Source organism: Cellulomonas sp. P24, from assembly GCF_024704385.1.
Classification (GTDB): domain Bacteria; phylum Actinomycetota; class Actinomycetes; order Actinomycetales; family Cellulomonadaceae; genus JAJDFX01.
In genome coordinates this window covers 787,956-806,265 of record NZ_JAJDFX010000002.1, presented here as the reverse complement: position 1 = coordinate 806,265, position 18,310 = coordinate 787,956, and the positions used below count along the sequence as shown (strand labels likewise).

Here is an 18,310-nt window from a genome sequence, read left to right as displayed (position 1 = left end):
CCCAGACGGCGTCGCGACACGCCCGTCCGCGCTCGTGGCGCCTGTGCGTGGGATGTGGGACCTTGGTCCCGCATCGCGTACGGTGATGTGCGGTAAGGGCAGATTTCGCAGGTAGGGGTGCAGGCGCACATGCGCAGTGGATCGACCGAGGACGTCACCGGAGAACTCCTGACGGCCATCCTGGATCTCGCCGGGGATCTCGACATCCGCAGTCTTCTCGAACGGTTCGTCGCCGTGAGCACGTCGTTGACCGGCGCCCGGTTCGGAGCGATCAACATCGTGGACGAGCACGGCGCGTCGACCACGTTCGTCCAGAGCGGCGTCGACGAGCGCACGGTCGCCGCGCTCGGGCACCCGCCGCACGCGACCGGTGTGCTCGGGCAGATCCCCGACACGGGTGTGCTGCGGCTCGACGACCTCACCCAGCACCCGGCCTTCGGCGGTCTGCCCCCGGGGCACCCACCGATGGGTTCGTTCCTCGGGGCCGCGGTGCGCGTGCGAGGCGAGCGGTACGGGACGCTGTACCTCTCCCAGAAGCCCGGCGGGTTCGTCGCCGAGGACGAGTCCATCGTCCTCGCCCTGGCCGCCGCCGCAGCGGTCGCGGTCGAGAACGCTGAGCTGTACGCGATCGAGCGGCGCCGCGAGCAGTGGCTGAACGCCGGGCAGCAGATCACCACCATGCTGCTGGAGGGCACCGACGAGGAAGAGGTCCTCGAGCACATCGCGACCACCGCCCGCCAGATCGACGGGGCCGACACCTGTGCCCTCGTGCTGCCGGGGCGAGGGGGCGAGCTGGTCATGGAGATCGTCACCGGTCCGGACCAGGCGCAGCTGCTCGGCCTCGACCTCACCGACGACCCCCGGGTGACGTCGGCCCTCGAGGACGGCACGGGCCAGATCACCTCGAGCCTCGCCGCGGCGGACGACGTCCACCCGCTGCTCGCGCAGTACGGCCCGGCGCTGTTCGCCCCGATGCGGGCCTCGGGCCAGGGCGTCGGCGTGCTGGTCCTGCTGCGTCGGCTCGGTGCGCCCCCGTTCAACCCGATCGACCTGACGCTGTCGCGCACGTTCGCCTCGCAGGCCGCGCTCGCGTTCGTCCTGGCCGAGGGGCGGCGCGTCCAGGGCCAGACGGTCCTCCACGACGAGCGCACCCGGATCGCCCGCGACCTGCACGACCTCGCGATCCAGCAGCTCTTCGCCGCCGGGCTGCAGCTCGAGGCCGCTCGCGCCGACGCCACGATCCCGCTGCCCCCGAAGCTCGACGGCGTGATCGACTCCGTGATCGGGCACGTCGACTCGGGCATCCGGCAGATCCGGGTGATCGTGCGGACCCTGGACGACCCGGGCGCAGCGGTGTCGCTCGTCCAGCGCGTCCGGGCCGAGCTCGAGCTCGCGCAGAGCGCTCTCGGCTTCCCGCCCTCGCTGAGCATCACGCTCGACGGCGACCCGATCGACGTCGACGGCGCGGACCGTGACCCGGAACGCGCGATCGACGAGCTGGTCGCGCCGGGCCGGGCCAACAACGTCGTCGCCGTCGTCCGCGAGGGACTGTCGAACGTCGCCCGGCACGCCCGGTCGGGCTCGGTGTCCGTCCGCGTCGCCGTGACGTCACCCCCGCCGCACGGTGCGATCACGGTCGAGGTGGAGGACGACGGCGTCGGCGTCCCCCCGGCACCGTCACGTGCCTCCGGGACGCGGAACCTCCAGGCCCGTGCACTCCAGAGCGGCGGGACGTTCGTGATCCTCCGGCCGCCCTCCGGGCGCGGTGCGCTGCTCCGCTGGACCGCCCCGCTGGACTGACGCGGGTCGCGCTACGGCTCGGACGGCGCCGAGGGCGTGGTGCCCGGTGCGTCGAGCGTCGCGACGGCGAGGACGACGCTGGCGGCGGTCCACGCCAGCGGTGCCGGGCCTCCGGGCGTGCCGTCGGCGTTCACCTTCTCCGGGAGGCTGCCCCAGGCGGTGCGGTGGGCGTCCAGCCAGTCCAACCAGCGAGCGGCGACGTCGGGTCTCCCGTCCGACGCGGCCGTCAGGGCCACGAGCGCAGTCTCGGGCGTCCAGGAGATCCCGTCGTTCTTCCAGCCCGCGCCCGGGGCGAGGCCACCGGCCGGTCGGATCGCGTCGAGCTGGTAGCGCTGCCACGCGGCAACCACGGCCGCCGACGGGTGAGCGGCGAACGGAGGCATGAGGAAGCAGACAGCCGCGTCGACGCCGCCCCATGTCGGGTACCGCTGGTAGCCGTCGGCCCCGAACGCCTCGACGAGACGTGCCTCGAGACGGTTCGCCGCGACGGTCGACCGGACCACCGCACCGACGTCGTCCAGCTCGGCGAACAGTCGGGCGCTCGACCTCAGCCCCGCGAGCAACGGGGCGGCGATGCCGAGCGTGAGCGTCGCCTCGTCCCGCTCCCAGTAGTCCGAGCTCGGGGGCGGGAGTCGCGCCCCGTCGGCGACCTGGTCGAGCACGAACCCGGTCGCCCGGTCGACCAGGTCCCGGAACCGCTCGGCGACGGCGGCAGGTGCCGGGCTCGCCGACGCGACCTGGTCGACCGCCCACAGGACCCAGCCGGCCCCGTCGGACTGCGGCTCGCGGTCGTCGGGTGTGCCGTCGCCGCTGAGGACGTACCGGGCCTGGAACCCTCCGTCCGCGTCCTGCACGTCACCGAGGAAGTCGAGGAGACGCTCGGCGTCGGCGGTGTGCCCCGTGGTCGCCAGCGCGACGGCGACGAATGCGCCGTCGCGTGGCCAGGTGTACCCCCAGCGCTCGGCGGCCCCGGCCGCGACCGCACCGTTCGCGGCCGTGAGGCGGTGCAGGTCGAGCAGGGCGTCGCGGACCAGGTCGGCCCAGCGCGTGCCGGCGCCGGGGATCGTGCCCGTCTCCAGCCAGGCCTCGTCGGACGACATCCCGGCCTCGTCGGACGACAGCCCGGCCTCGTCGCGCACCTCGGCCGTCGAGCTCCATGTCGCTGCGGTGAGCAGATCGGCGTGGACCGTCGACGTGGTGACGACGCGGACATTCGCTGCCCACGGCGCCACGGCAGCAACAGCGACGACCGCTGCTGCAGCGGTCCAGCGCGTGCGACGTGCCATGGCCGGGCTCCCGGGTCGTAGCCGTGCCCGGAGCCCTCGGAGTGTTCAGAGCACCCGGAGGGCTCGGGGCACCCGGGGCGGCGGACGTCCGGGGACGATAACAAGGCGGGCTGTGACCGACCTGTGCCGATGTGAGCCGATCTGAGCCGATGGGAGGCGGGCGGTGCCGGTGTGTGAGGGCCGGCGACCCTCAGAGAGGGTCTGTGTCGGGCACGAGCCCGCTGCTCTCGAGCCCCGGCTGTCAGAGGATCGCCGTACGGTGGCGCTGTACGGCACTCCGATGCGAGCGGGACGAACCATGAGCACACTCGAGAACCGACCGAACACGGCGCTGATCGTCATCGACGTGCAGAACGGCGTCGTCGCGTCCGCGCACGAGCGAGACGCGGTCATCGCGAACATCGCGGCACTGGTGGAGAAGGCGCGTGCGGAGGCGGTCCCCGTCGTCTGGGTCCAGCACGAGGACGAGGACCTCGTACGCGGGAGCACCGACTGGCAGATCGTTCCCGAGCTGGCACCTGCCGACACCGAGCCGCTCGTCGAGAAGCACTACGGCGACTCCTTCGAGGCCACGCCGCTCGAGGACGTGCTGTCCGGCCTCGGGGTCGGGCGACTCGTGGTCGTCGGTGCGCAGACCGACGCGTGCGTGCGCTCGACCCTCCACGGTGCGTTCGTCCGGGGGTACGACGCGACGCTCGTGAGCGACGCCCACACGACGGAGGACCACTCGGAGTGGGGCGCACCGCCGCCGGCACAGGTCATCGCGCACACGAACCTGTACTGGACGTACCAGGAAGCGCCGGGCCGGACCGCCGGCACGGTCGCGACGGCGGACGTCGACTTCCACGGCGCAGCCTGACGCGCATCGAGGAGCGGTCCGGGCCTCCCGATCCGGCGCACCGTCCCGTATCCTGGCGTCATCGCACAGGACCCCGACGCCAGGCCGGTCAGGGGATACGCAGCTCCGAGATGATGCCCAGGCGCCAGGTCGGCCGGGCGAGGAGAGTCATGGGTACCCACCAGGCCGCACGGATCGACCGTCAGCGCGTCCGCGATCTCACCGCTCGCGAAGCCGAGCGCCTCGACGCACGCACCCAGGGATCGCGCGCGATGTACGCGCGTGCGAGCGAGCACCTCGCCGGGGGAGTGGCGTCCTCCTACCAGCTCCGCGACCCGTGGCCGATCTACCTCGAGCGGGGCAACGGCCCCGTGGTGTGGGACGTCGACGGCAACCAGATGTGGGACTTCCACAACGGGTTCGGTTCGATGGTCCAGGGCCACGCGCACCCCGCCATCGGCCGCGCGATCGCCGAGCGCTACCCGCTGGGCACGCACTTCGCCGCGCCGACCGAGGACGCGATCGTCGTCGGCGACGAGCTCGCCCGACGGTGGGGCCTGCCGAAGTGGCGGTACACGAACTCCGGCTCCGAGTCGACGATGGACGCCATCCGGATCGCGCGCGCCTACACGGGCCGCGACACCGTGATGAAGATCTTCGGGTCCTACCACGGGCACCACGACACCGTCATGGTGTCGATCGGTGTCGCGTACGACAAGATCGGTGACCGCGAGAACCTCGCCTCGCTCGCCTACGGCGCGGGGATCCCGGACTCGACGGTGCAGATGACGGTGCCGGTGCCGTTCAACGACGCCGGAGCGATGGAGCGCCGGATCGTCCGGCTGACCGCCGAGGGCCGCAAGCCCGCGTGCGTGATCATGGAGCCGGCGATGATGAACCTCGGCGTCGTGCTCCCGGAGCCCGGCTACCTCGAGGCGGTCCGCGAGATCACCGCGCGTCACGGCATCGTCCTGATCTTCGACGAGGTCAAGACCGGCCTGACCATCGCCGCGGGTGGTGCGACCGAGCGCTACGGCGTCCGGCCCGACCTCGTGACCCTCGCCAAGGCCCTCGGAGGCGGCCTGCCGACCGGTGCGATCGGCGGCACCGAGGAGGTCATGTCCGTGGTCGAGGACGGCTCGGTCTACCAGGTGGGCACCTACAACGGGAACCCGCTGGGCATGGCGGCGGCACGCGCCAACCTGACCGAGGTCCTCACCCCCGAGGCCTACGCGCACCTGGACCACCTGAACACGCGGATCCTCGCCGGGTGCACCGACGTCGTCGAGCGCTACGGCCTGCCGGGGTACGCCGTCGGCATCGGTTCGAAGGGCTGCGTGACCTTCTCGCCGGTGCCGATCGTCGACTACGAGTCGTTCAAGCAGAACCAGGACGAGGAGCTCTCGACACTCGCCTGGCTGTTCAACCTCAACCGCGGCATCTTCATGACGCCGGGCCGCGAGGAGGAGTGGACGCTCTCGGTGACGCACACCGACGAGGCCGTCGACGCGTACGTCGCGTGCTTCGACGAGTTCGCGCACGACCTCACGACCGACTGATCGATCCGTTCACGGGGCGGGTGGGCACGACCTCGCCCGCCCCGAGGACGTTCGTCAGCCGCCGAGGAGGCCGCCGAGTCCACCACCGCTGCCGCCGGTCGACCGGGTGCCACCTTGGACGACCGACTCGCTCGGCTGGACCAGGACGTAGCCCTGCCCGCCGAACGCCATCTGGAAGACCTCACCGGTGCCGCCACGAAGCATCGACGTGAGGCCACCGGTGTCGACACGGAGGTCCATCGTTGCCCCCGCCGTCCACAGCACGACGGCCTGGGAGTCGGCGAACGTCGGCGCGCTCGCGACGTCGAGCGCCACGGGTTCGCCCTGGGTCGTGACGGCGACGTAGCCCGTCCCGCGGAGAGCGACGTTGTACAGGCCGCCCGTCATCGCGGCGCCGCGGGCCTGGATGCGGTGGATGTCCCACTCGATCGAGGACGAGAAGGCGAGGACGTTGTTGCCGTTGACCGAGAGCGCGTCGTCCTCGAGGTACACGATCTGGATGTCGGCGGCACGGTCGGCGACGAAGAGCTCCCCTTGGCCCGTGCACTGCATCATGTCGACGCCCTCACCGGTGACCTTGGACTTGAGCATCTTCCCGAGGCCGCCCGCGCCCTTGTTCTCGAAGTGGACGTCGCCCTGGTACGCGACCATCGAGCCGGTCTTGGCCCACACCGGGCCGTAGCCCATCAGGATCTTCAGGAGCTTCTTGTTCTGGAGGGAGAACGGGTCCGGCGAGGCGTTCTCCTTGAACTCCTGGAACAGCGATCCGTGGATCGTCATGGCTGTCGTCTCCTGGGGAGTCGTCGTGCCCGCGGCACTCCAGCGGGCCGGTTCCGACTCTATCGAGGCGCCCCGATCTGAGTAACCTGAACGAGGGGAGCGACGCGTGGATCGACGACGATCAGTGCAGCACCTGGCGAAGGAGCAGAGATGGGCTTCCTGGACAAGGCAAAGGCCGCAGCGACCGACCTGGCGGCGAAGGCGGACACCGCACTGGCGAGCTCCGGCCTCTCGGGGCCGAAGGTGCCGGGGGCCGGTGACGTCGACAAGCTCTTCCGGGATCTCGGGGTCCTCGTCTACCTCGACTCGACCGGTCGAACGGCCGATCCGGCCGAGCGGCAGCGCGTGCTGACGGCGCTGCAGGACCTGGAGGCGCGAGGAGCAGTCGCGTCGTTCGCCCTGCACACAGCGCCGCCTCCAGCGCCCGGAGCGGGCGCGCCCGGTCCGGGGTGGCAAGCTCAGCCGGCGTCGTCGCCGGCGCCGTCTGCCGCGCCGTCGCCAGCGGCGCCCGCTGGCGTGACACCGACACCGCCACCGCCCTCATGGATGACAGGCAACGGCGGAAGCGGGTCCTGACGGGTCCTCAGGGCATGACCTCGGACGCGATGCGCAGCGCGGTCTCGGTGCGCTCCTGATCCGTCCCGCCGAGGTCGGCCGTGCCTCGGTTCGCGACCAGGATGGTCAGGATCGCGACGCGGGCCCGGAGGCGGTCCTCGAGAGTGGCGTCCGGCGGTGTGCACGCGCGCCACAGCTCTTCCTTGTACTGGTGCACCAGCTCGATCGTGCGTGGAAGGGCGGCCAGCGAGACCTCGTTCTGCTGGACGCACCGCATCATGTCGCCGGCGCCACCCTGGGCGAGGACGGCCAGGCGGTGCAGCGCTTCGACGCGCCGTTCGCGTGTGGACGGTGCGGAGCGCACCCACGCGAGGAGGTCGTCGATTGCCTGCCCGATGTCGGCGACCAGGCTCTCGATGATGTCTTCCTTGGTCCGGAAGTGGTAGTAGAGAGCGGCCTTGGTGACGCCCAGGTCCTCGGCGATCTCCCGCAGCGACGTCTTGTCGTAGCCGTCCTGGGTGAACCGGGTGAGTGCGACCCGCTGGATCTCGGTGCGGGTGTCGCCGCGACGTCGGGTGTCCGCCGACATGTGCCGTCATCTCCTTGTGCGAGCTGATCTGAACCGGATCGACATTCTTACTTGACGACCGGCAAGTTGCGACCTACGGTTCAAGAGTACAACTTGCCGGCCGGCTAGCAGGTAGGTCCCACGTCCCCGTCTCGCGAACGGGAGCACCTGGCCGGGCCTCGAGCGCCGCCGCTCTCCACTTCTCCAGGAAGGTCCTTCGATGGACTCTGCCATGCCCTCGACCGGTGCGGGCCTCGCCCTCGCCGACACGCGTCCCGATCCTCGCCGCTGGTGGGGGCTCGGGGTCATCGCGCTCGCTCAGCTCATGGTGGTGCTGGACATGACCATCGTGAACATCGCCCTCCCGTCGGCCCAGGCCGACCTGGGTATCTCGGACGCCAACCGGCAGTGGGTCATCACCGCCTACACGCTGGCCTTCGGCGGGCTCCTCCTCCTCGGCGGTCGCATCGGTGACCTGATCGGGCGCCGGCGCGCGCTGATCATCGGACTCGTCGGGTTCGCCGGGGCGTCCGCCCTCGGCGGCATCGCGGCCAGCGGTGGGCTGCTGCTCGCCGCCCGTGGGCTGCAAGGGGTCTTCGCTGCCGTGCTCGCGCCCGCCGCGCTGTCCCTCGTCACCATCACCTTCACCGAACCGCACGAACGCGCGCGGGCCTTCGGCATCTACGGTGCGATCGCCGGTGGTGGCAGCGCCGTCGGCCTGATCCTGGGCGGTCTGCTCACCGAGTACCTGAGCTGGCGGTGGTGCCTGCTCGTGAACGCGCCGATCGCGATCCTCGCGGTCATCGGCGCGATGGTCTTCCTGCACGACAAGCGCCAGGAGAGCGAGACCCGGCTCGACGTCGTCGGGGCCGTTCTCGCCAGCGGCGGACTGCTGGCGATCGTCTACGGCCTCAGCGAGGCCGAGCAGCGCGGGTGGACCTCCGGCCTCGTGCTCTCGATGCTCGCGAGCGGTCTCGTGCTCCTCGCGCTGTTCGCCGTCGCGGAGGGTCGGGTCACCCACCCGTTGCTGCCGATGCGCGTGCTGCGCGACCGCAACCGCGGCGGTGCGCTGCTCAGCGTCGGCATGACGACGATCGGCATGTTCGGCATGTTCCTGTTCCTCACCTACTACCTGCAGGTGACCCTCGGGTACTCGCCCGTCCGGACCGGGCTCGCGTTCCTGCCGCTGACCGCGGGGATGATGACCGGCGCCGTCGGGATCGCGAGCAGGCTGCTGCCGCGCGTACCGGCACGCCTGATCATGACCCCCGGCCTGCTGGTCGCGGCCACCGGCCTCGTCCTGCTGACGCGGATCCAGGTGGACTCGAGCTACCTGACCCATGTCCTTCCCTCGCTGGTCCTCCTCGGCCTCGGCATGGGATCGACCTTCATGCCGGCGATGAGCACCGCGACGTACGGCGTGGAGCCGCGGGACGCCGGGGTGGCCTCCGCGAGCGTGAACACGGCCCAGCAGGTCGGCGGCTCGATCGGCATCGCCCTGCTGAACACGATCGCGACCTCGGCGACTGCGCGGTACCTCACCACGCACGGGACCGACCCGGCGACGATGGCCGCTGGGGCGGTGCACGGGTTCTCGGTCGCGATCTGGTGGGCCGTCGGCTGCCTGCTCGTCTCGGCCGCGATCGCCGCGACCGTCATCACCGCCCGGCCGGCAGCGCCACGAGCCGAGGTCGTCGTGCCGGAGGAGCCCGTCCCCGTCCTCGTGTGACGGGTGTCGTTCCCTCGGACGGGACGAGCGCCCGTGGTCGTCGCACGTACGACGGCCACGGGCGCTCGTCGGTGCGGAGGGGGTGCCGGCGCCGCGGTCAGGTGGCCCGCTCCGCATAGGCTCGCGGCATGGACTGCGCCTACTTCACCGCGGAGCGGTGCCGATCGTGCACCTGGATGGGGCAGCCCTACGAGGGACAGCTCGCGGTGAAGCAGCATCACGCGGAGACGACACTCGGCGGGGTCGGCGGGGTGCGCGGGGGAGAGGGCGATGGCGCCCTCGACTGGCTCCCGCCGGTCGCGAGCCGTGAGCAGGGCTTCCGGAACAAGGCGAAGATGGTCGTCGGCGGGACGGTCGAGCGACCGACCCTGGGGATCCTCGACGGCGAGGGTCGCGGCGTCGACCTCCGCGAGTGCGGTCTCTACCTGCCGGGGATCCGGGCGAGCCTCCCAGCGATCGCCGAGTTCGTCACGCGGGCGTCCTTGACGCCGTACGACGTCCCGGGCCGCATCGGCGAGCTCAAGAACGTGATCGTGACCGAGTCGCCGGACGGCGAGCTGATGATCCGGTTCGTCACCCGCTCGCAGGAGCCGGTGGCACGGATCCGCAAGCACCTCGCGGCGCTGCAGGCGGCCCTCCCGCGCCTGGCCGTGGTCTCGGTCAACCTGCTCCCCGAGCACAAGGCCGTCGTCGAGGGGACGCGCGAGATCGTGCTCACGGAGCAGACGACGCTGCGCATGCGGGTCAACGGGATCGACCTGCACCTGAGGCCGCAGAGCTTCTTCCAGACGAACACCGAGGTCGCGGCGGCGCTCTACCGTCAGGCGCGCGAGTGGGTGACAGTGCTGGCGCCCACGTCGATCTGGGACCTCTACTGCGGTGTCGGGGGCTTTGCGCTGCACTGCGCCGACGGCGACCGCGACGTGATCGGCGTCGAGACCAGCGCGGAGGCGGTGGCCAGCGCGCAGCTGAGCGCACGGGACGCCGGGCTGGACCGTGTGACGTTCCGGACCGGGGATGCGACGGAGTTCGCCGTCCGGGCGCCGGGCACCCCGGGGCTGGTGATCGTCAACCCTCCGCGGCGTGGGCTCGGGGCGGAGCTGTGCCGTTGGCTCGAGAGCTCGTCGGTGGAGCACGTCGTCTACTCGAGCTGTCACTCGGGGTCGCTCGCGCGTGACCTTGCTGCGATGCCGTCGCTCCGGCCGCGTCAGGCCCGGGTGCTCGACATGTTCCCGCAGACCTCGCACGACGAGGTGCTCACGCTCCTCGAGCGGGGCTGACCCGACCGACCGCAAGCGTCGGTCGGGCGGTCGACGCGAGCTGGTTCGTGGCCCGGGCGGGCGAAGGCGCGAGGCCCTCCTGGCCGTTTCATCGGGCGTTCATTCTTGACCACTGTTCATTCATCATGAACAGTGTGATCCCGTGAACTCCCCGTCGATCACCCTCGCCGCGGTTCGTGCCCTCCAGAACAACGGGATCGCCGTCCGCGCGAACGACGGCTCGGCGGTCGGTGGACGTCGCTCCGTGACGGTGCACGTCGGCAGCAGTGCCCGGACCTACACCGTCGAGACGCGACCGCGGATGGGCCCGGGAGTGGCGGCAGCCATCGACGTGCCACCGGGACCGCCGCTGCTCGTGATCGCCCCGGTCATCGGCGACGAGTCCGCCGGCGTCCTGCGCGCCCGCGGGATCGACTTCGCAGACACCACGGGCAACGTCCGCCTCGCGTGGGACGGCGTGCTCGTCGACGTGCGTGGCCGACGCCCCCCACGCGGCACCCCCGCGCGTCGGCCGGCCGCGGCGGCGCGGGCCTTCACCCGGTCGGGAGCGCAGGTGATCTTCGCCCTGCTGGCCTGGGACGACGCCGTGACGCTCCCGCTGCGCGAGCTCGCACGAGTCGGCGGTGTCTCGCTCGGCACCGCGCAGATCGTCGTCGATGACCTGCTGCGCGGTGGGCTGCTCGTCTCCGGCCCGGACGGACGTGCGGTCGCACGCGGGGGAGAGCTCCTCAGCCGCTGGACCGAGGCGTACGTCGTGTCGCTCGCCTCGAAGCTCTCGCTGGCCTCCTACACCGTGCCGGACGCGCGCTGGTGGGACGGCGCCGACCTGGCGGAGGACGACGTCCAGATCGGCGGCGACCTCGCGGCCGGGTTCGTCGACGCGACCGGCCGATCCTCGACGACGCTCTACGCCGAGCGACTGCCGGCAGCACTCGTCGTACGCCACCGGATGCAGCGGGACGACGCCAACGGGACGGTGCACGTGCGGCGGCGGTTCTGGCGACCCGAGGAGCGGGCCGGTGGCGACGACGCGCACCTCGTCTCCGCACCCTTGGTCCCCGCACCCGTGGTCGCCGCGCCGCTCGTCCCTGCGCCCCTGGTCTACGCCGACCTCATCGCGTCCGGTGACCCCGATCGGCGCGCGCACGCCGACCTGCTGCGGGCCCGCGACCCATGTCTCGCACAGCTCGACGGGACCTGACCCTCAGACGCCCAGGTTCGCGGCCGACTCATCTCCCGACGGCACCGGCCGATACGAGGGCATGTCGTTCGGGCCGACCCAGAACTACGACGACACGACCCTCGGGACGTGGCACCCCCACCCTGTCCTCGCGGCGCTCGTCCGGGTGGCGATCCTGGCCGCCCCACCCCTCGCGGCCCTCGCCCTCGGTCTCGCCGCAGCGCGGTGGGCACCCGCGACCCGGCTCGGGATCGCACTGTGGCTCTGGCTCGTCCTCGAGGTCGCACTCGCGACGGTCGTGCTCCTGGCCGTGACGCAGCTGACCAGGCGGTTGCTGCCCCTGAGCACCCTGCTCCGCCTCACCGTGATCTTCCCCGACAAGGCGCCGTCCCGGCTGGCCGTCGCCCGGCGACGCTACTCACCGGGAACCCTCCGCGACCAGGTCGACGGAGCGGCCGAGCGGACCGAGGAGCACGAGCACGCCGCCTTCCTCCTGGAGCTGGTCGCGGCGATCGGGGCGCACGACGAGCTCACTCGTGGGCACTCGGAGCGCGTCCAGGCCTACGCTGCCCTGATCGGGACGGAGCTCGGGCTCACCGCGCGTGACGCGGCGAAGCTCAGCTGGGCCGCTCTGCTGCACGACGTCGGCAAGGTCGGCGTGCCGGTCGAGATCCTCTCGAAGCCCACGCGGCCCACCGACGCGGAGTGGGACGTGCTGGCCGGCCACCCGATCGCCGGTATGGAGATCGCCGCACCGCTGGCCGCATGGCTCGGGCCGTGGCTGGAGGCGGTCGGCCAGCACCATGAGCGGTGGGACGGCGGCGGGTACCCGCGCGGACTAGCCGGGGCCGAGATCAGTCGGGCGGCTCGCATCGTCGCCGTCGCCGACGCCTTCGACGCGTTCACCTCGGCACGCTCGTACAAGACGGCGCTCTCGGCCTCGGCGGCTCGGGCCGAGCTCGCCCGGTGCTCGGGCACGCAGTTCGACCCGGAGGTCGTACGGGCGTTCCTGGCCGTGGGCCTCGGCCGACTCCGACGCGTCGCCGGCCCGGCCTCGCTGCTGGCGGGACTGCCGGGCCTCGCGTCGACACCGCTCCCCGGCACGGCGGCGCTCGCGGGTGCCGGGACGGCCCTCGGGACGACCGGTGCAGCACTCGTGGCCGCCGGGATGGTCGGCGCCATCCTCTCGCTGTCCGGACTGGCCGCAGGTGCCCCCATCGACGTGGGCGGGAACCACGGCGGGTCGGGCGGCGTCGCGGCGGCAGCTCCGGCCAGCGCCGGGCCGTGGCTCGACCAGGCGAGCAGCCCGCCATCGGCAGCGCCGCCGCCTGACTCCCGGCCGTCCGAGCCGGGTGCACCGCCGGGAGGCCCCGCGACTGCTGCGGCCCCGGTCCTCCCGCTGCCGGGCCCGCCGCCGTCGGGCGCACCTGCACCTGCACCGACACCGGCCCCCGTCACGCGGACACCCTGCGACGTTGCCCGCGCAGGATCGACGACTCTCTCCGGGGCGAACCTCGTCGGCTGCGACCTCGCAGGCATGACCCTGACGGGCGACTACTCGGGGGCAGACCTCACCGGTGCAGACCTCACCGGAGCCACCCTGACGGACATCGATCTGACCGGGGCGAAGCTCGACGCGGTGAAGCTCGATCGGGCGACGATCCGGTCGGCGTCGTTCGACACGGCGAAGCTGACCGGCGCCAGCTTCATGGGGGCGACAGTCACCGGGTCGACCTTCCTCGGGGCGAAGCTGGCGCCAGCGACCCTGGACGGTGCGCTCGTGAGCGACTGCACGTTCGATCCGGCGTCCTGACGCAGCGGATCAGATCCACGGGGCGCAGGCCCCGCGACCGAGCTGAGCCAGTCCGGCGAGATCGCCGTCCTGGAACGTCACGGGCGCGCCGAGCGTCGGGGACATGAGCTGGTGCGGGTCGTCCACGTGCCCGAGGCCCACGAGGTGGCCCAGCTCATGACGGCGGCCGGTTCGATCGGATCGCCCGGTTCCCAGTAACCGAGCGGCGTCGGGCTCTCGGGCGAGGAGCCGGTGTCGTCGGGGGAAGGCTCACGGGCGCATCGTCACGCCGCGGGGGTGTGTGCGCTGATGCGCGTCCGGGTGGCGCCGCACGTCGCCGTGTCCCTCGCTCTCGTGGCCGCACGTCCCCAGGGTCGGGGAAGCCCGGTCGCCATCCTGCCAAAGAGATCCCGGGGAGGGGACGCGGTCCGCGCGCTTCTCACCCGGTCCTCCCGGGGACGTTCGACCCTGGTGCGTCGCGTCGCCTGACTCTACGTTCCAGACAACCGACCCAGGGAAAGGCCGACCATGACCGTCCTCGTCGCCTATGCCAGCCGACACGGTGCCACGAAGGGCATCGCCGAACGGATCGCGCGCGTGCTGACCGTCGAAGGGGTCGAGGCGGAGTCGCGGCCCGTCACCGACGAGATCGAGGTCGCGGAGTACGACGCGTTCGTCATCGGCGGCGCGGCCTACATGTTCCACTGGCTCAAGGGAGCGACCGAGTTCGTCACCCATCACCGGACGATCCTCGCGCAGCACCCGGTGTGGCTCTTCAGCAGCGGACCGGTCGGCACGGACCTCGTCGACAAGGAGGGGCGTGACATCGTGGAGGTCTCGCGCCCCAAGGAGTGGGAGCGCCTCGAGGGTGGCCTCTCCGTGCGTGGTGACCGGGTCTTCTTCGGGGCGTGGGACCCCTCGGCGCCACCGGTCGGCGTCGGTGAGCGGATGATGGGTCTCCTGCCGAAGGCGAAGGCCGCGCTGCCGGCGGGCGACTTCCGCGACTGGGAAGAGATCGAGGCCTGGGCAGCCATGATCGCCTCAGAGCTGCGCGCGACGACGTAGCCCCCTCGCGACGCCACCCCCCACTGCTCACCCACCCCCGCCGAGATCGCACATCCGACGCGAGATCGCACGTCCGACGGTGCGATCTCGCGTCGGATGTGCGATCTCGGCATTCGGGGTGGGGTGTTCATCTGGGGGTTGGCGGGTGGGGCGTTGTCGTTCACCCTGTGGCGCCACTGTGGGTGGGCATCGACCACCCACGGAGGACACCATGAGACGTACCCGCCGCCTGCTCGTGCCCGCACTCGCCCTCGTGACCGTGTGCGTGACCCTCGCCGCCGCCGCACCGGCCGCTGCGGACGGCCGACACCGGAGCGACCAGCACGGCCACGACCGTGACCACCACGCCGCCGCGACACCGTTCACGTTCGCGGTCATCGGGGACATCCCGTACGGCACCGCCCAGATCGCCAACTTCCCGAACGTCATCGCGCAGATCAACGCCGACCCCGCGGTCCAGCTCGTCGACCACCTCGGCGACATCAAGTCCGGCTCGACCGTCTGCAGCGACGCGTACTTCGCGCAGATCAAGGCCGACTTCGACATGTTCGTCGACCCCCTCGTCTACACCGTGGGCGACAACGAGTGGACGGACTGCCACCGCCCGAACAACGGCGGGTACGACCCGCTCGAGCGCCTCGCCGCGATCCGCTCGGTGTTCTTCGCACACCCCGGGTACACGCTCGGCCAGCACCCGGCGCGGGTGACGTCGCAGGCGTCGCTCGGAGTCCCCGAGAACGTGCGGTACACACGTGGTGACGTGGCCTTCGCCGCGGTGGACGTGATCGGCAGCAACAACAGCCTCAAGCCGTGGACCGGGCACATGACGGCCACACCCGAGCAGGTGGCCGAGGAGCAGAGCCGGACGGCCGCGGTGCTCGCCAACATCCGTGCGACGTTCCGCGAGGCTCGGGAGGACCACAACCGCGCGGTCGTCGTCATGATGCAGGCGGACATGTTCGACCCGACCGTCCCGGACCCGGCGTTCGCGGACTACTCGGCGTTCCAGCCGATCGTGCAGACGATCGCGGCGGAGTCGGCCGCGTTCCGTGGGCCGGTGTACCTGTTCAACGGCGACAGCCACGTGTACAACGTCGACGCGCCGCTGGCCGCCGGGTCCTCGTGGCTCGGGTTCTACGGGGTGACGTCGCCCGTGTCGAACCTGACCCGGGTGACGGTCGACGGCTCCACCGGGGTCTCCGACTACCTGCGGGTGACGGTCGAGCCGCGGAACCCGCAGGTGCTGAGCTGGACGAAGGTTCCGTTCACCTCCTGAGTGCGGGTGGACACGGCCGTCGCGGTACCGCTCACCGTCGCACCCCGCGCGTGGGAGCGGCGGTGAGCGGGTCGTCGGGCCACGCATGCTTCGGGTACCGGCCCCGGAGCTCGGCTCGCACCTGCGGGTAGCCGGTGCGCCAGAACGACTCGAGGTCGGCGGTGACCGCGGCCGGGCGCCTGCCGGGGGAGAGCAGGTGGAGGAGCAGCGGGACGCGTCCATCGGCGAGCCGCGGTGTCGCACGCCAGCCGAAGACCTCCTGGACCCGGACGGCGAGTACCGGCTGGTCGGGGTCGTCGTAGCTGACGGTGACCTCCGAGCCGCTCGGGACTGTCACCCGCTCGGGGGCGAGTGCGTCGAGGCGACCGGCGTCGGGCCACGGGAGGAGCCGCCGCAGCGCGCGGAGCACGTCGATCCTCGCGAGGTCACGGGCGCCGCGGACCCGATCGAGGTCGGGACCTAGCCAGGTGTCCAGACCTGCGAGCAGGGCCTCGTCCGAGACGTCCGGCCACGGGTCGCCGATCGCGGTGCGCAGGAACGCGAGGCGGGCGCGCAGCCGGGTGGCAGCGCCGGACCACGTGAGGACCGACAGGCCCTCCCGGTCGAGACCGGCGCGCACCGCGCGCACCACCAGGTCGAGCGACGGGTCGGTGAGCCGGGACGTCGCGAGCTCGATCGCGCCGAGCGCGGTGGTGCGCCTGTTGACCACCTGACCGGACTCCCAGGTCACGGTCTCCTCGACGTGTACGAGCGACGGTGCGGCCAGCACGGCGAGGTCCTCGTCGAGCGGGGCCGCGGAGCGCACCGTCGCGTCGCTGCGTCCGGGTGTGCGGTCCGCGTCCGCGACGGCGAGCCACGGGAGACCGGTGAGGGCGACGTCCTGGCCGCTCAGCGTCGCACCCGTCCCCGAGGCCATCAGGTACGCGGTGCCAGACGGGCGCAGCCGGGCGATCCGGTCGGGGTGGGCGAGCGCGACCACGAGACCGACGGCGAGATCGTCCGTGAGGTCGGTCCGGGACGTGGGCCGGGACTCGGTGCCGCCGCCGGAGCCCGCGTCCGCATCAGGACCCGCGTCCCGTGCGGACGCCAGCAGGCGGGCGGTCTGGGCCTCCCAGGTCCGGGAGTTGGGGCCGCCTCGTCGGACCGCGCGCAGCGCCGCGACGAGGTCTCCTCCGGGAGCGCGGACGTCCTCCGAGATCAGCGCGACGACCTCCGCGGCGCGACGGGGGCCGACCAGGGTCGCGCCGTCGAGCAGGGCGCGAGCCAGCCGAGGATCCGTGCCGACGTCGGCGATCCGTCGACCGCGCGCGGTCACGGTCCCGTCGGGGGCGACGGCCCCGAGCTCGAGCAGCGTGCGACGGGCCGACGCCATCGCGGGCTCCGGCGGGCGGTCCATCAGGGCGAGCCCGGTCGCGTCCGGCGTTCCCCAGCAGGCGAGCGCCAGGGCGAACGCCGTGAGGTCGGCCGTGGCGATCTCCGGCTCCGGGTGCTCGGCGAGCCGGGCGTGCTCACCCGGTGACCAGCAGCGGTACACCGCTCCGGGACCCTGGCGCCCTGCGCGCCCGGCGCGCTGGGTCGCAGCGGCACGGCTCACCGCGACGGTCACGAGTCCGGCGAGCCCGCGGCGATGGTCGGTGCGGGGTTGCCGGGAGAGTCCGGCGTCGACCACGACGCGCACGCCGGGCACCGTGAGCGAGGACTCCGCCACGGAGGTCGAGACGACGACCCGTCGGCGCGGACCCTCTGCGAGGGCGAGGTCCTGGTCGCGGTGGCTGAGTCGCCCGTGCAGCGGACGGACGTCCACCCCGTCGATCCCGCCGAGCCGCGCGACGACCCCGCTGACCTCGCGGGCGCCTGGGACGAAGACGAGCACGTCACCCGCACGCTCGGTCAGCGCGCGGCCCACGCAGCCGGCGACGTGGTCGAGGAACCCGGGGGTGACGCCGCGGACGTCCGACCGGGCCGCCTGACGGGGCGGGCACCACACGACCTCGACCGGGTGGAGGGCACCCGGGACCGCGATCACCGGCGCGGGAGCCACGCCACCGAGCAGCAGGGCTGTCCGTTCGGCCTCGACGGTCGCGGACATCGCCACCACGACGAGGTCCTCGCGCAGGTTCGTCCGCACGTCGACGAGCAGGGCGAGCGCCAGGTCGGCGTCGAGCTGTCGCTCGTGGACCTCGTCGAGCACGACCGCCGCGACGCCGGGGAGTTCGGCGTCGCGCTGCAGGCGGCGCAGCAGCACGCCGGTCGTGACGAGCTCGACGCGGGTCGCGGCGCTCGTGCGGCTCTCCCCGCGCACCGTGTACCCGACGCTCCGTCCGACCGGTTCGCCGAGCAGGTCCGCCAGGTGCTGGGCGGCTGCGCGCGCGGCGAGCCGCCTCGGCTGCGTGACCACCACCCGACCATGGTCGAGCACGGCAAGGGCGGGCGGGACGAGGGTCGTCTTCCCCGCACCGGGTGGCGCGTGCAGCACCGCGGTGCCCCGAGCCCGCACCGCGGCGCCGAGCTCGGCGAGACCTGCGGCCACCGGGAGGTCGGGCGGAGCGGCGAGCAGCCGGACGAACGGATCGCCGGAGACGTCCGGCCGGGTCATCGAGCG

General features: G+C 72.4%; 15 protein-coding genes. 10 read left to right on the top strand and 5 right to left on the bottom strand.

Annotated elements, in window-relative coordinates:
- The first annotated feature begins 129 nt into the window (after window positions 1–129).
- Window positions 130–1,800 (top strand): GAF domain-containing sensor histidine kinase, encoded by a 1,671-nt coding sequence (locus tag LJB74_RS03825; protein WP_259307276.1) that lies wholly within the window; start codon window positions 130–132, stop codon window positions 1,798–1,800.
- An 11-nt stretch (window positions 1,801–1,811) separates the two neighbouring features.
- Here LJB74_RS03825 and LJB74_RS03820 read toward each other — a convergent pair whose 3' ends face one another.
- Entirely contained in the window at window positions 1,812–3,086 is a 1,275-nt protein-coding gene (locus LJB74_RS03820; protein WP_259307275.1) for a glycoside hydrolase family 15, read from the bottom strand.
- 298 nt (window positions 3,087–3,384) lie between these two features.
- Here LJB74_RS03820 and LJB74_RS03815 point away from each other — a divergent pair, with 298 nt between their 5' ends.
- Window positions 3,385–3,945: a cysteine hydrolase family protein gene (locus LJB74_RS03815; protein ID WP_259307274.1), complete on the top strand. Its 561-nt coding sequence runs from the start codon at window positions 3,385–3,387 to the stop codon at window positions 3,943–3,945.
- A 149-nt stretch (window positions 3,946–4,094) separates the two neighbouring features.
- The gene (locus LJB74_RS03810) at window positions 4,095–5,483 is read left to right on the top strand and encodes an aspartate aminotransferase family protein (protein WP_259307273.1); all 1,389 of its coding nucleotides are present in this window, start codon (window positions 4,095–4,097) and stop codon (window positions 5,481–5,483) included.
- Between the two features lie 54 nt (window positions 5,484–5,537).
- Here LJB74_RS03810 and LJB74_RS03805 read toward each other — a convergent pair whose 3' ends face one another.
- On the bottom strand, window positions 5,538–6,263 hold the full coding sequence (locus tag LJB74_RS03805) for an AIM24 family protein (protein WP_259307272.1): 726 nt from the start codon (window positions 6,261–6,263) through the stop codon (window positions 5,538–5,540).
- A gap of 150 nt (window positions 6,264–6,413) precedes the next feature.
- On the opposite strand from LJB74_RS03805, the gene LJB74_RS03800 reads away from it, so the two are divergent.
- On the top strand, window positions 6,414–6,839 hold the full coding sequence (locus tag LJB74_RS03800; protein WP_259307271.1) for a hypothetical protein: 426 nt from the start codon (window positions 6,414–6,416) through the stop codon (window positions 6,837–6,839).
- A gap of 7 nt (window positions 6,840–6,846) precedes the next feature.
- Here the strand turns inward: LJB74_RS03800 and LJB74_RS03795 are convergent, their stop codons facing one another.
- Window positions 6,847–7,407, bottom strand: coding sequence for a TetR/AcrR family transcriptional regulator (locus LJB74_RS03795; protein WP_259307270.1), 561 nt, complete (start codon window positions 7,405–7,407; stop codon window positions 6,847–6,849).
- A 199-nt stretch (window positions 7,408–7,606) separates the two neighbouring features.
- Between LJB74_RS03795 and LJB74_RS03790 the strand changes: the two genes are divergently transcribed.
- From LJB74_RS03790 to LJB74_RS20560, 4 genes are all read left to right on the top strand, one after another.
- A complete protein-coding gene (locus LJB74_RS03790; RefSeq protein ID WP_259307269.1) occupies window positions 7,607–9,115 on the top strand; it encodes an MFS transporter in 1,509 nt (502 codons plus the stop codon).
- Between the two features lie 128 nt (window positions 9,116–9,243).
- Window positions 9,244–10,395, top strand: coding sequence for a 23S rRNA (uracil(747)-C(5))-methyltransferase RlmC (gene rlmC, locus LJB74_RS03785; RefSeq protein WP_259307268.1), 1,152 nt, complete (start codon window positions 9,244–9,246; stop codon window positions 10,393–10,395).
- A gap of 142 nt (window positions 10,396–10,537) precedes the next feature.
- On the top strand, window positions 10,538–11,596 hold the full coding sequence (locus LJB74_RS03780) for a type IV toxin-antitoxin system AbiEi family antitoxin (RefSeq protein WP_259307267.1): 1,059 nt from the start codon (window positions 10,538–10,540) through the stop codon (window positions 11,594–11,596).
- Window positions 11,597–11,657: 61 nt separating this feature from the next.
- Window positions 11,658–13,388, top strand: a complete 1,731-nt coding sequence (locus tag LJB74_RS20560) for an HD domain-containing phosphohydrolase (RefSeq protein WP_310650804.1) — start codon at window positions 11,658–11,660, stop codon at window positions 13,386–13,388.
- Window positions 13,389–13,397: 9 nt separating this feature from the next.
- On the opposite strand, the gene LJB74_RS03765 is transcribed toward LJB74_RS20560, so the two are convergent.
- Window positions 13,398–13,541: a hypothetical protein gene (locus tag LJB74_RS03765; RefSeq protein WP_259310276.1), complete on the bottom strand. Its 144-nt coding sequence runs from the start codon at window positions 13,539–13,541 to the stop codon at window positions 13,398–13,400.
- A gap of 354 nt (window positions 13,542–13,895) precedes the next feature.
- On the opposite strand from LJB74_RS03765, the gene LJB74_RS03760 reads away from it, so the two are divergent.
- Entirely contained in the window at window positions 13,896–14,432 is a 537-nt protein-coding gene (locus tag LJB74_RS03760) for a flavodoxin domain-containing protein (protein ID WP_259307266.1), read from the top strand.
- A gap of 211 nt (window positions 14,433–14,643) precedes the next feature.
- Window positions 14,644–15,708, top strand: coding sequence for a hypothetical protein (locus LJB74_RS03755; RefSeq protein ID WP_259307265.1), 1,065 nt, complete (start codon window positions 14,644–14,646; stop codon window positions 15,706–15,708).
- Between the two features lie 31 nt (window positions 15,709–15,739).
- Here the strand turns inward: LJB74_RS03755 and hrpB are convergent, their stop codons facing one another.
- Window positions 15,740–18,304 carry an ATP-dependent helicase HrpB gene (gene hrpB / locus LJB74_RS03750; RefSeq protein WP_259307264.1) on the bottom strand — a complete coding sequence of 855 codons (2,565 nt, stop codon included), beginning with the start codon at window positions 18,302–18,304 and terminating at the stop codon, window positions 15,740–15,742.
- Window positions 18,305–18,310: the final 6 nt, after the last annotated feature.

Bases quoted from the DNA above. Each gene is read 5' to 3' on its own strand.
- LJB74_RS03790 (WP_259307269.1), top strand. From the start codon at position 7,607: ATGGACTCTGCCATGCCCTCGACCGGTGCGGGCCTCGCCCTCGCCGAC.
- LJB74_RS03795 (WP_259307270.1), bottom strand. From the start codon at position 7,407: ATGTCGGCGGACACCCGACGTCGCGGCGACACCCGCACCGAGATCCAG.
- LJB74_RS03805 (WP_259307272.1), bottom strand. From the start codon at position 6,263: ATGACGATCCACGGATCGCTGTTCCAGGAGTTCAAGGAGAACGCCTCG.
- LJB74_RS03815 (WP_259307274.1), top strand. From the start codon at position 3,385: ATGAGCACACTCGAGAACCGACCGAACACGGCGCTGATCGTCATCGAC.
- LJB74_RS03820 (WP_259307275.1), bottom strand. From the start codon at position 3,086: ATGGCACGTCGCACGCGCTGGACCGCTGCAGCAGCGGTCGTCGCTGTT.
- hrpB (WP_259307264.1), bottom strand. From the start codon at position 18,304: ATGACCCGGCCGGACGTCTCCGGCGATCCGTTCGTCCGGCTGCTCGCC.
- LJB74_RS03800 (WP_259307271.1), top strand. From the start codon at position 6,414: ATGGGCTTCCTGGACAAGGCAAAGGCCGCAGCGACCGACCTGGCGGCG.
- LJB74_RS20560 (WP_310650804.1), top strand. From the start codon at position 11,658: ATGTCGTTCGGGCCGACCCAGAACTACGACGACACGACCCTCGGGACG.
- LJB74_RS03825 (WP_259307276.1), top strand. From the start codon at position 130: ATGCGCAGTGGATCGACCGAGGACGTCACCGGAGAACTCCTGACGGCC.
- rlmC (WP_259307268.1), top strand. From the start codon at position 9,244: ATGGACTGCGCCTACTTCACCGCGGAGCGGTGCCGATCGTGCACCTGG.
- LJB74_RS03755 (WP_259307265.1), top strand. From the start codon at position 14,644: ATGAGACGTACCCGCCGCCTGCTCGTGCCCGCACTCGCCCTCGTGACC.
- LJB74_RS03810 (WP_259307273.1), top strand. From the start codon at position 4,095: ATGGGTACCCACCAGGCCGCACGGATCGACCGTCAGCGCGTCCGCGAT.
- LJB74_RS03760 (WP_259307266.1), top strand. From the start codon at position 13,896: ATGACCGTCCTCGTCGCCTATGCCAGCCGACACGGTGCCACGAAGGGC.